We start from the raw sequence: 12,180 nt of genomic DNA on the forward strand, positions 1-12,180 counted from the left end.
TTAATTTTGGATAATATATTAATTGTTATAAATTAATAATAATATTATTATTATTATTACAGGTTTATTTGAATAAATCAATATATTTGCAATGATCTATAATATTATACTAGTCAATTATTGTAGAAATATTTATTTAGAATAATTACTAAGAAAGGTGGTAAAAACATAGTGAAATTTCAGCCAAGGATAAAAGGAATAATGCTTGTAATCATAGGCGCCATGTTATGGGGAATATCTGGTACTGTTGCTCAATTCTTGTTTCAGGAAAAAGGATTTAGTACAGAATGGCTTGTTGCTATTCGTCTATTAGTATCAGGTCTAATTTTATTATTATATGCTTTTATTAAAGGCGATCAAGATATCTGGAAAATATGGAAGTCTAAACATAGTCGCTGGAGTCTTATAATTTTTGGTATTATAGGGACGTTAGGTGTACAGTATACATATTTTGCTTCTATTAAATATGGAAATGCTGCAACAGCCACTATACTTCAATATTTATCACCGGTTATAATTACTTGTTATTTAATTATTCGCAACAAAAAAATCCCAAGTTTACAAGAAATCATAGCTATTGCATTGGCGATGTTTGGTACATTTCTTATCATTACCAAAGGCAGTATTCATACCCTATCTATTTCTAAGTTAGCATTATTTTGGGGAATTGGTTCGGCTTTTACAGCAGCTTTTTACACATTGAAACCTCGTTATCTTCTTGCTAACTATAATTCTACAGTTGTAGTTGGATGGGGGATGCTTATTGGTGGAATAGCTTTTAGTTTTATCCATCCGCCTTGGAACTTTACAGGTCAATGGTCTGTTACTTCAATATTTGCTGTTATGTTTGTAGTGTTATTTGGAACTCTCATTGCTTTTTGTTGTTACTTGGAAAGCTTAAAATATATACAACCAACAGAAGCAAGCGTACTATCTTCTGTTGAACCCTTATCTGCATCTTTTTTATCTGTATTATGGTTACATGTTCCTTTGGATATGCCACAATTGTTAGGAACAATATTCATTATAATTACAATTATAATTTTGTCTTTTGCAAAAAATAAAAAAGCATAGGTATATTTAATATTGTATTTATATTGCATGAATTAATTATCTTATAAGATTCATTTAAATTATTTAAAATTTGATTAGATTTCTTACCATTATGCAACAAAAGTACCTAGAATCTTACTTCTAGGTACTTTTATTAAACTATCTAATATTGAGGCTGATTCTTATTTAAATGGTCTAAATAACTTTCACTATTACTTAATTTCAGATTTTCAAAAATCATCTTACTATCAACGTCTTTTGTATAATAAGCTCCAAGCATATCAACTATTAAACATAATATTTTACCTATGAAAATTAATTTTCCTAAATTACGCCTATTGATAGCAAATTATAAAAAATCTACTCTAAATGATATTATATCTTCATCTATGTTATAGGTTAGTTTGAACTCATTATTTGCACATATATTTTTGCATAAATATAATCCCAGCCCTGTGCTATTTTTATGCTTCTCTGTATTTCCTTTTATAAATGGCTCCAGCAAGCTATCTTTAATTTCTTCTTTTATATATCCACACTTATTAGATATTATTAATTGTCTTTTAGTAAGCTTTATATTTATATCTTGTCCTTGGCAATATTTAAATGCATTATCCAATAAATTAGAAATTAAATTTACTATATCTTCTTTTACCGCTGTTATACAAACATCCTCTGCCTCAACGTTTATTATATATTGTTTCTCTTCAATAATAACCTTAAACAAATTTATTAAACCCTCTACTATATCATTTATTTTTATAGTTTCCTTTTGGGTGTTTAAGACTATATTGTTTTTTGATAAACTTAAAAGCTTTTGAATAAGATTACTCATTTTAATAGTTTCATTTTCTATATTATCTAACATAAAATTTATATCCTTATTTTCAAACTCTTCTTCACTAAGTAATTGTGTATAACCTTTTATAACTGTTAAAGGTGTTTTTAGCTCATGAGTTGCATTACTAAAAAACTCCTTAGATGTATCTTGTAATTTAGATATACTATTTTTCATATTATTAAATTCTAAGGTTACCTCTCCTATTTCATCTTCAGACTTAACTTCTAAAGCTAGTACTTTTTCGCCTATTCCAAAAAGTTTCATAGCTATGCTTAATTCTTCAAGTGGCTTAGTTGTATTTCTTATTATTAAATATACGATTCCAATTAAAACTACTATCATTACTCCAAGTATTGTACCTATTCCTATTAATATACCTTTGTTTAATTTATGTATTTCCGAATAATCTTTTTGAAGAATTAATTCTCCATAAAATTCTCCATCTATATAAATAGGCTGATATAAGGTACCTGTCCAAAGTTCACTGCTACCATATAACTTTAATTTTGAAATAGTTTTATCCTGATTCACCTTGAAATCTTCAATATCTTTGCTAACATATGATTCCCCATTAAAGGCTACATCATCATTTGTATTTATAAATGCATATATATTAAATATTTCACTTATATAATTAACTGTTCTATAAATATTTTTATTATCGCCAACTACTTTTGATGAATAAATATAATTAGTAGCAAAATCTCCTATTGATTTTATATCCTGTTTTATATACTTCTCTTCTTTATTATCAATAATATAATATATTGCTGATAATCCAATTATCATAGATATTGAAATTACTAAAGCTATTGATAATACAAGTTTCCCTTTTATAGTTTTTTTCATAATCTACCTCATTACATACCCTACACCAAAAATTGTTTTGATTATAGAGTCTTCTCTATTTTCACCAAGTTTTTCTCTTATCCTTCTAATATGAACATCTACAGTTCTATCATCACCAAAGAAATCCATTCCCCAAACTTTATTTAAAAGTTCATCCCTTGTAAACACCCTATTTTTATTGGAATATAAAAAATAAAGCAGATCAAATTCCTTTCTTTTTAGATTAATATTTATTGAATTATTAATTACAGTTCTAGTCTCTTCATCTATCATTAAAGTTTTATCTTCTTCACTAATTTTATTTTTTCTTCTTAAAACCATTTTTACACGCATTTTAACTTCTCGTATATCAAAAGGCTTAGTTATATAATCATCAGCGCCAAGATCTGCCCCCTTAAGTTTATCACTTATATCATCCTTTGCAGTTACCATAATTACATAAGTTTTTTCACTTATTTTGCTTGCAACATCAAAGCCTGTAATGTCTGGAAGCATAATATCTAAAAGAGTTAAGTGAGGTTTAAAACTTTCCACATAATCAAATGCCTCTTCCCCATTGTAAGCCGATTTAATTATATAACCTTCTTTTTTCAAAGCTCTTGATAAAATATCATTTATTGCAATTTCATCTTCTACTATTAATATCCTCTTATCCATATTTACCTCTCTACTCATGGCATAATAAACAACTAAATTAATAGTGGTTTATTATGCCATCTTCTATTGTTTAATTAAATGTAAGTATCTTATATACATATCTTTTATCTGGCTTCATTTCATTTCCTGGTTTAGAAATACGTTGTGATACTAGCATCTTCTTTCCATCATCATTCATTATAGCAGTACCAAATCCTGAGTACTCTTCTTCTTCTTTCTCTACATCTAACTTTGTATATACTTTTATATAATTATCTTTTAATTCACCTACATATATTTCATCATTATTATCACTAGTTTTTTTCTCAAGTATAACTTTATTCCCTTCTGTGAAATACTCTAATATTCTTGTATTTTCATCATTACCCTTATTTATATAAGTAGTTTTCTTAGTTTTAGGATTATATATAATAGTTAAAACTTGACCATAATCTAGTTTATTAAATATAAGTATTTCACCATTATTATTGACTGAAACTGAACCTTCATTTATACTATCTAGCCATTTAATATCTATGTTATCTACTTCAATAAATTTAGCTTCATTATCTTTCATTTCAACATTATATAGTTTTCCTTTCACATCTATAGCATAAAACTTATCTGTAATTTTACTATAAACAATATCACCTATTGGTAAAATTTCAGTGCCCTTATATTCATACTTTTCACCATTATTTACGCCTAAAATTTGTAGATTTAAAAGTTTATCTTCTCCGCTAATTTTACCTTCTCCACTCATTTTACTTTCTCTTACCTCACATTCTCTTTCATTTAGCATAGTGTACGCAAACTCTGATTGCCCTTCTATCATTTGTGTTTCACCTTCACGTCTTCCTATAGATTCTTCATTATCCAAAGAATAGGTCTTTACTAGTTTTCTTTTTTCACCTATTTTATCATCATAGTAATAAATATCATTACTATTATCACTTTCAATCATAGCATTAATATCATCTACAACTATTCCTTTACTTTCTGTTATTCCCCAATTATAAAACATAGGTTCTCTGTCTGTTACTTTGATAGATCCATCACTTTCTAAAGTATATATATCCTTCTTCATTATCCCTAATATAGGATATTCCTCCGTTCCATTTTCTATAATTCCACCTGATGAAAGTCTAACAGTTCCACATATTTTATCTCCATCAAAATATCTAGGTAAATAATCTGTGTTATCATCCGTTTTTAAATTAATAGTTTCCTCACTAATATTTACTCCAATATTTTTACTATCTTGTACATTGGTATCTACTATAACGATCTTTTCTTTACTGCAGCCACCTATCCCCATAGTTAAAATAGCAATAGCTACTACAATAAGCCCTATTTTTCTTTTCTTCATATATCTGCACCCCTTTAAATTATTCTTTATGCTTTTATTTTAAAGGTAAGTTATTACTAAAATATTAATTAATAAACTATTTTACTTTCTCTATAATAAAGACCCAATCCACTACACTTCAAAAGTGTAAATTGAATTGGGCCTTTTATAAATTGTGAATAATACTTATCTATTATTTATTTGGATATGCCTACGTATTACTACATATTATACATAAACTTTGAAAATATCCGTGCCCTCAATTTCTACTCTTTCCTCTTTAAATTCCTTATTCGAATTAAAGTTGAAAATTAGTAGATATCCATGGTTTAAGCTATGTATATCTAAATAATTACAAAGTTGTTTTAATCCTTCTTCATGAAGTTTAGCGCCTCTCCATATTTTCATTTCAATTATATATCTAAAGTTATTATAGGTAATTACTAAATCCAATCTTTTCTCTTCTGATATTTGAACTTCTTTAAAATCAAATCCAGTTCCATTTATTATTGGTTTTATGAATGCTAAAAATAATAACCTTCCATGAGTTTCTATAAACTTCTCATCCTTAGCTGAGTATTGTTCCTTCATAAATTGCTGAAACCTTTTAAGAACTTTTTCTATATTAAGTTCTCCATTTTCTTTTATAAAGCTTGATTTAGTATTATACAAACTCATATTTTTAGTAGATGTTCTTATTTTTGATATCATATAACTATAAATTATTTCTTCAAATATTTTATTACTTATTTCTAATCCATCTTCACCTTTTTCAAATATACCATAAGTTAGACCTATGCTTATTACAGGATCTAATCTATTGAATACTACCTGTTCACCATCTATTAAAACTCTTTTTGTTAACCCATAAAGTTCGCTATTATTCTCTAAATTTTTAACTATACTTTCAAATAATGTATTAGATTCTTCGTTAATAATTTTAACAGCCTTTTTCACATCTTCTTTAGTCCAAGGTTTTATGTTATCCTTATTTATTTTTTCATCTATAATTTGACAAATTCTACTTACTAAATAAGGATATCCCCCTGTGTAGAAATATATTTCTTCACTAATTGCATCCATGTCCATAATTACATTATTGTATTTACAATAATCATCTAACATAGTAGCTATTTCCTTTGGTGAAAAGCTCATATCAACATCAAAATCTATAGCTATATTCCAAGGTGAATTAAACTTTGCTTCCTCTTCTTTTCTTAATTTTAACTTTAAACTCTTAACATCATGTAATCCAACTAATATAACTGACTTAAATGTAAAATCTTCCATGGCTTCTCTATCTAAATACTTATTCCTAAGCATTCCTATAAAACTTAAAAACAATTGATTATTTGAACTTTTATCTACTTCATCTATAAATAAAATAACTTCTTTTGATGAACCTTCTATAAACTTAGTTATAACCTCTGATGTCTCCTCTAAATCATTAACATTTTCACTTAGTTTTAAAAGCCTTTTATAATCTTCATTACTTTCAAATTTTAAAGATTTACCTATTACTTTTAGGAATTTCTTCGAAAAATCTTTCTCGCTTTGAAAAGCACTATCACCAATACCTTCAAAACTAATATTTATAACTAAATATTCATCTTTCAATAGTTTCTTAAGTTCTAATAAAGTTGTAGTTTTACCATATTGTCTTGGCTTATTTATAGTAAAATAAAATTCATTATCTATAAGTTCTTTTATTTCCATAAGCTTATCGCTTATATCTACCATATAATGTTTTCTCTCTACACAAATCCCTGTAGTATTAAATCTTTTCTTCATAAATTTATATTCACCCCACGATTTAATTATCGTCCTAATTTGTATAAAATAACCATCACTATATACTTCGCTCCTAAAATTTTGATTTATCATAGTTATACGGGATACTTGTACCAACAACTACATCTTCAATCTTTTCAATAATCAACCAATCATCCATATTCGATTGATGATCAAAATCTAGAGGTTCAATTTCTTTTACATGCGAAAACTCCACTAAACAAAGACATTTTTTATACCACCGGATTTTTTGCTTTTCAGAAAGATTTAATTTAGATTGATTTTCTTCTAATGTCTTTGTTATTTCATCTTCTGAAAGTTTAACATAATTTTGTACATTGTTGACAGTGGCAGAAGCCGTAATCTTAGCACTTCCTTTTTCCATAAAATAAAGAGTTTCTCCATTTTTAACACGGCTATGAGGTATTTTTCTTGCTGCTGCACCTCTTACAACCATTGTTTTTGTACCTACTAATATTTTATCTATAATTTTCTCGCCTTTTTTACCAGTATTATCACAATAAACTAAATGTACCATCGTACATCAACTCCTTTCATAACTTTATGTTTTTCTATGAGTTAATGGATCTCTAAATAAATAGAATTTTAATCCGCATTAATCTACAAACTTACTTTATACTTTTGTACATTATATTTTTATTTCAGTATTACTTTCAGATATTGCTATTGTATTGCTTATACACTTCAAAAATTCATTATATATATGCCTATTACTTTTATAATACTCAATTAATATTTCTATAGAAGGCTGTTTATATCCATGAGCTATTTTATTTCTAAGCCTTATTGCAGGCTCAAAAGAATCTACAAATTCACTAGTTAAAAATCCACCACTAATACATAGCCTTAAGCAATCCCTAAAATGTTTATCTGAAACAGATACTCCAATAGTTTTAAGTGTAATAGATGTATAGTCTTCTACTAATTCTTGAAATCCATTAAAAAGACTTCTAAAATTCCCATCACACATTTCTATTACTTCTGGATCTATATCTTTATATTTTTGCATGGTATTTACTGTTCTATCTAAACCACCAATACAATCAATTACCTTATCTTTTAAATCTATTAATCTAACTTTATTAATTAACACTACTACGCCATTCCCCTCTCAGTCATCATTTTTATCCAAAATGGATATTCTGTTTTATACCAAAAGTTAAGTTCATCTAAATATTTTTCATAATCCACATCATCAGAAATAAATAAGCATTCATTTCTAATAATTATTTCAAGTTGAATATGTTCTGGTAAATCCCTAAGTGAATTTAAATCTATCTTATATCCTATTTCTTCTTCAAGCTTTTCTTCAATACTTAAAAGTTCCATATAGCTTATATTTCTTTTAAGTAAAATTGCAATGTCAATATCACTATCATTATTGAAAGTTTCTTTTCCATAACTTCCAAAAATAAATGTAGCAGAAATAAAGTCATATTTTCTTAAAGCACTATTAATTAACGGTGTTAACTCCAACTAAATCACATCCTTAATTATACCCAATAGCTTGAGTATTCTTATATATAAGTATATCCAAATATTATGTATTAAACAACTTAATAAATAAAAGAGAGTCTAAAAAATCTATATTTTCCAAAATTTAATTTATTAAAAATCTCAAATTCCTCCCAACATTTTGCTTACTAGTCATTTCACTTTAGTAAGCTTTATATATATATGTTCAGTTTATTTGAATTACTAAATGTTTATCTGTCTAAATACTATATATGGTATAATTGCAATAAAACACATTTGATTACGGCGACGAAAATAGAGCTAAATCATATGTCTTTGAAAAGATAGTAAACTAGTATTATATATAATGATATATTTAGCACTTGATTTGAATGAGAAGGGGGAATTGTTTTGGAGTGGGTTGGACTTATGGCCTTAGGGCTTATTTTATGTTATTCATCCTATCCAGCTAAAATTAAAAAGCTGGAAACTAAATTGAAAGATATTGAAAGAAATATGAAAGGAGAAAACTCTATGTCTAAAATATTATCTAAACTTATAAATAGTAAATGCAAACTAATAACTAGGGAATATTTAGCCATTGTTTCGAGTAAGGAAATCGAATGTACTATATTAGATGTTGATGATGAATGGATTAAGTTTACTTTTACTGATAAGAAAGGTATTACTAAAACAAAAATTATGCGTATAGACTCAATTGACAGAGTAGACTTATTAGATAATTAAAATAATGTATATTCACAATCGCACGATATGTTTAATTAAGGGAGATGGATTTGGATTGAGTAAAAAAGTAGATAAAGGTTTTGAATCAATTTATTGGAACTTAAGTTATAGAAGAAGATTTATTAGGGACTTGTGGATGTGGCCTTGGACTATAATATCAATTGTTTTTATATTTTGTATTGGAGATAGCATATTTATGAACAGAGTAGTACCCGTAATAGTATTAGTGATAGGCATAGTTCAATCAATTTATGATTATAGAAAATGGAAAAAGTGTGAACAGTCTTAGTAACTAGCGAACCAAAGTACGAAATTATGAAGCAAAAAATACCGTATTATTCAAAAAATTACTAATACGGTATTTACATATAACTAGTATGTTTTAATAGACAATCTAAATTTAAAGTTAATCAATGATATTTTATCTAACTTTTTAATTAGATATCTTTAAACCTGTAATTATTTTCCACCCCTAAAATTTCTACTGTATAATCCTTAATCATTTCATAAATTCTACTTGCAACTGCTTCATCAATATCTATAAGCTTCTTTATTGTAATCTCTGTTGAAATCATCATTGGCAAATTGTTCATATATCTATAATTAATAATTTCAAACATTATGTTTACATCAGATTTAGTTATTTGACCTTTAAACAAATCATCTATTAGCAAAACCTCTACTTTTTTATATTTATTTAATGTAATGCTATAAGCTTCTGCATCTAACATATTTTGCTTTATAGATATAATCACATCTCTATAAGGCATATAAATAACCTTTTTCTTCTTTTTCATTAAATTATTTGCTATTGCTATACATAAATGAGTTTTCCCACAGCCTGAGTTTCCACAAAGTATTATTGAATTTTGTCTAGTGTTTTTAATTTTGTCAAAGGCTTGATAATACTTTGTTGCCATATCTTTCATATCTAAAATTTTAGGGTTCCAAGGTTCAAAATTTTTGAAATTTAATTTGCTACTTTCTAAAGTAAGTCCTGCTTCCTTCCAACCATCATTTTTATTACTTTGGCTTTTTGTGTAACATTCACATCTATAAGCACAAGTTCTTTTATCTACTCTAACCTCAATCCAACTAGTATCATCACATAATTTACAACGTTTAGAAAAGTTCTCGCTCTGCCCATTCTCTTTCCTCTGCTGTAAGTGATCTGTTACTCGTGTTGCTTCCTTGGCTCCATCTGCTTGCTTGTTCTTCCTCTCCATTTCCCTGATTCGTTCTATTATTTCTAGCATCTTTAAATTTCCCTCCATATGCTTGTCCCCCTTTCCCATTATTATTATTTTTATATAAATTAGAACTTGAATTATCTCTATATCCATTAAAATTACCAGCTGTAGATTCCAAGTTGTTATTAATTACACAAGATTTCATATTCATATTAAATTCATTTACATACCCTTCAAACTTTGTGCCAAATAAAGTTTCTGGTCTCAAATATTTTTCCATATTACTATCTAGCCACTCATTAGCCTTTGCACTAATTATATTTTGGAAATCTTTCAAGCCATAACCTTCCTTAATCCTTGCATTTATTAGCTTTTGATTCTTAACTGTTGTCACCTTATAATTTGTTCCACACCTCATATTTAAATACTCAATTACATAATGATACAGGGGCTTTTCACTACCACTATTCCTATCATAATTACTTGCCTTAGCTTCCTCATTACTAAAACTATTTTGTTTATTCTCCTCTACAGCTTTATCACTATCATTTATTTCATTATGTTCAATAACCTCCACTGAAGTTTCCTTTGTAGTTATTTTAATGTCCTGTAAATTTATATTTAAGCTTTTATTTTCTTCACAAATTTCATTTATTAAAGGAGCTTGTCCCATTTCGATGTTTTCAACCTTTGCTTTTCCCTCAAATTTATCTTCGTTAACTTTTATAATTCTACGTTCTACTGTTTTATTGTCATTCTTATAAATCATCTTTATATTTATGTACCCCTTAGTCTTTAAAGCTTTAATTACCCCAGAGCATCTACCCTTGCTTAAACCACTGAATGTCATAAAATGAGTATTTCCTGCATAACATCCATTTATTCCATCTAATGATGATATCTCAACTAAAAACACTTTTTCTGTAAGTGTTAGCCCTTTATCTAACCAACCCTTAGCCGGTATCCAAACTCCCTTAAATGCCCTATCCATAAAAATCACTCCACCCTTTTTTATTTTTATATTTGTTCCCCTTACTTTTAATATATGCAGTAACATAACTTTTTGAAAATATTTTTGAATTTATTTTTATTTGTGGATTTTCCTAGTTATTTTTTCTTTTCTTAATCTCTAATCTAATTTTCTAATGTATTTTATTTGCTTTTTTATTCACCTTTTTTTGTCTGCAAGACAATTTATCTAATCTATCTTAACTTGTATTATTAAATTGTATTATTAGCTTGTATTACTTACTTTAACGTTTATGGAACACCCCTATGTGAATTTTTGGAACAGGTATTTTATATATTCCTTAGCTTAGATATTTCTTTATATATTTCTTTTACAGTTCCTAATATATTTTTTTGAAAGTGCCTAAAAATAAGAATGTGGTCCTATTATTAATTTATAGATTCCTAAATTTAAAGCATATATAAATAATTTGTTTATTTTTTTAAAAAGTTACTTTACTGCATATATTTAAGTGAGGGCAATTTATAACAAAAAATAAATTATCTTTAAATAAATACAATGGGTCTACATATGGTAGGCCACATAATAACTGGAGGTTTTTACAAATGGAAAATAATAATTTAGAAAATAGTGTGTCAATAAAAAATGAGTACGAAATAAGCCGTACTTATAAATTGAAAAAGACTACAATGAAAAAGCTTTATCAAATTAAGGCAAATGAAGATGATTTTAATATTAAATTTAATGCTATTTTAGACGCTGCCATAGTTTGCTATTACAATGAAATTTTCGAAAAATAAAAGCAGTGTTTTTATATGTGAGTGAGTTAGTTACAATAATGAGACTCTATATAATTACTATTTTCACTACAACTCTTAGATTGAAAATAGACTTAAATTAATTCACAAAAAAGATCTAGGAGTTTGATATGCTCCCTTTATAGTAGACAGTTGAAATAATAAAAACTGTTTATATAGAGGGAGCATTTTATTATGGAAAGAAAAACTAAAATATTGTCAGAAATTAAGATAGAGGTTGTTAAGGAGTATTTATCAGGAAAAATAAGTGTAGGGCAAATAGCTTATCAACTACAAGTTTCTAGCTTCTCGGTTGAGGAATGGATACGTAAATATAAGGCTTTTGGAGTGGATGGATTAATAAGTAATAGTAGAAATAAACATTATTCACATGAACTTAAGATTAAAGCAATAACGGATTATATCAACGGTGAAGGTTCTTTATATGATATTTCTATTCGTTATAAAATATCAAGTCATTC

The 12,180-nt window shown here is 26.9% G+C and carries 14 protein-coding genes; 5 read left to right on the forward strand and 9 right to left on the reverse strand.

All coding sequences use genetic code 11. The features are described from left to right. The first annotated feature begins 171 nt into the window (after positions 1-171). Complete coding sequence (locus BLS77_RS18315) at positions 172-1,074, forward strand: DMT family transporter (protein ID WP_089973419.1); 903 nt, start codon at positions 172-174, stop codon at positions 1,072-1,074. Between the two features lie 328 nt (positions 1,075-1,402). Here BLS77_RS18315 and BLS77_RS18320 read toward each other — a convergent pair whose 3' ends face one another. The 7 genes from BLS77_RS18320 to mntA form a co-directional block, all read right to left on the reverse strand. Then, positions 1,403-2,743, reverse strand: a complete 1,341-nt coding sequence (locus BLS77_RS18320) for a sensor histidine kinase (protein ID WP_089973422.1) — start codon at positions 2,741-2,743, stop codon at positions 1,403-1,405. A gap of 3 nt (positions 2,744-2,746) precedes the next feature. After that, positions 2,747-3,400, reverse strand: a complete 654-nt coding sequence (locus tag BLS77_RS18325) for a response regulator transcription factor (protein ID WP_089973425.1) — start codon at positions 3,398-3,400, stop codon at positions 2,747-2,749. Between the two features lie 70 nt (positions 3,401-3,470). Beyond that, positions 3,471-4,748: a hypothetical protein gene (locus BLS77_RS18330; RefSeq protein WP_089973427.1), complete on the reverse strand. Its 1,278-nt coding sequence runs from the start codon at positions 4,746-4,748 to the stop codon at positions 3,471-3,473. A 207-nt stretch (positions 4,749-4,955) separates the two neighbouring features. Further along, positions 4,956-6,518, reverse strand: a complete 1,563-nt coding sequence (locus BLS77_RS18335; protein ID WP_089973449.1) for an AAA-like domain-containing protein — start codon at positions 6,516-6,518, stop codon at positions 4,956-4,958. Between the two features lie 73 nt (positions 6,519-6,591). Then, complete coding sequence (locus BLS77_RS18340) at positions 6,592-7,056, reverse strand: hypothetical protein (protein WP_089973430.1); 465 nt, start codon at positions 7,054-7,056, stop codon at positions 6,592-6,594. 111 nt (positions 7,057-7,167) lie between these two features. Then, complete coding sequence (locus BLS77_RS18345; RefSeq protein WP_089973432.1) at positions 7,168-7,632, reverse strand: hypothetical protein; 465 nt, start codon at positions 7,630-7,632, stop codon at positions 7,168-7,170. A gap of 2 nt (positions 7,633-7,634) precedes the next feature. Then, positions 7,635-8,015, reverse strand: a complete 381-nt coding sequence (mntA, locus tag BLS77_RS18350; RefSeq protein WP_089973435.1) for a type VII toxin-antitoxin system MntA family adenylyltransferase antitoxin — start codon at positions 8,013-8,015, stop codon at positions 7,635-7,637. A 390-nt stretch (positions 8,016-8,405) separates the two neighbouring features. Between mntA and BLS77_RS18355 the strand changes: the two genes are divergently transcribed. Continuing rightward, entirely contained in the window at positions 8,406-8,741 is a 336-nt protein-coding gene (locus tag BLS77_RS18355; RefSeq protein ID WP_089973437.1) for a hypothetical protein, read from the forward strand. A 55-nt stretch (positions 8,742-8,796) separates the two neighbouring features. Then, positions 8,797-9,030 carry a hypothetical protein gene (locus tag BLS77_RS18360; RefSeq protein ID WP_089973439.1) on the forward strand — a complete coding sequence of 78 codons (234 nt, stop codon included), beginning with the start codon at positions 8,797-8,799 and terminating at the stop codon, positions 9,028-9,030. Between the two features lie 148 nt (positions 9,031-9,178). Here BLS77_RS18360 and BLS77_RS18365 read toward each other — a convergent pair whose 3' ends face one another. Next, positions 9,179-9,967, reverse strand: coding sequence for an ATP-binding protein (locus tag BLS77_RS18365; protein ID WP_242874024.1), 789 nt, complete (start codon positions 9,965-9,967; stop codon positions 9,179-9,181). Further along, the gene (locus tag BLS77_RS20430; protein WP_242874025.1) at positions 9,864-10,922 is read right to left on the reverse strand and encodes a conserved phage C-terminal domain-containing protein; all 1,059 of its coding nucleotides are present in this window, start codon (positions 10,920-10,922) and stop codon (positions 9,864-9,866) included. The genes BLS77_RS18365 and BLS77_RS20430 overlap by 104 nt, the downstream gene beginning before the upstream one ends. A 584-nt stretch (positions 10,923-11,506) precedes the next feature. On the opposite strand from BLS77_RS20430, the gene BLS77_RS18375 reads away from it, so the two are divergent. Continuing rightward, on the forward strand, positions 11,507-11,701 hold the full coding sequence (locus BLS77_RS18375) for a hypothetical protein (RefSeq protein ID WP_089973442.1): 195 nt from the start codon (positions 11,507-11,509) through the stop codon (positions 11,699-11,701). A 192-nt stretch (positions 11,702-11,893) separates the two neighbouring features. After that, on the forward strand, positions 11,894-12,180 hold a 287-nt coding region (locus BLS77_RS18380; protein ID WP_139164874.1), incomplete at its 3' end, for a helix-turn-helix domain-containing protein.

The organism is Clostridium gasigenes (assembly GCF_900104115.1).
GTDB lineage: Bacteria > Bacillota > Clostridia > Clostridiales > Clostridiaceae > Clostridium > Clostridium gasigenes.

Coding starts and splice junctions, on each gene's coding strand:
- BLS77_RS18320 (WP_089973422.1), bottom strand. CDS start 2,743: ATGAAAAAAACTATAAAAGGGAAACTTGTATTATCAATAGCTTTAGTA.
- BLS77_RS18325 (WP_089973425.1), bottom strand. CDS start 3,400: ATGGATAAGAGGATATTAATAGTAGAAGATGAAATTGCAATAAATGAT.
- BLS77_RS18330 (WP_089973427.1), bottom strand. CDS start 4,748: ATGAAGAAAAGAAAAATAGGGCTTATTGTAGTAGCTATTGCTATTTTA.
- BLS77_RS18335 (WP_089973449.1), bottom strand. CDS start 6,518: ATGAAGAAAAGATTTAATACTACAGGGATTTGTGTAGAGAGAAAACAT.
- BLS77_RS18340 (WP_089973430.1), bottom strand. CDS start 7,056: ATGGTACATTTAGTTTATTGTGATAATACTGGTAAAAAAGGCGAGAAA.
- BLS77_RS18365 (WP_242874024.1), bottom strand. CDS start 9,967: ATGGAGAGGAAGAACAAGCAAGCAGATGGAGCCAAGGAAGCAACACGA.
- BLS77_RS20430 (WP_242874025.1), bottom strand. CDS start 10,922: ATGGATAGGGCATTTAAGGGAGTTTGGATACCGGCTAAGGGTTGGTTA.
- BLS77_RS18375 (WP_089973442.1), top strand. CDS start 11,507: ATGGAAAATAATAATTTAGAAAATAGTGTGTCAATAAAAAATGAGTAC.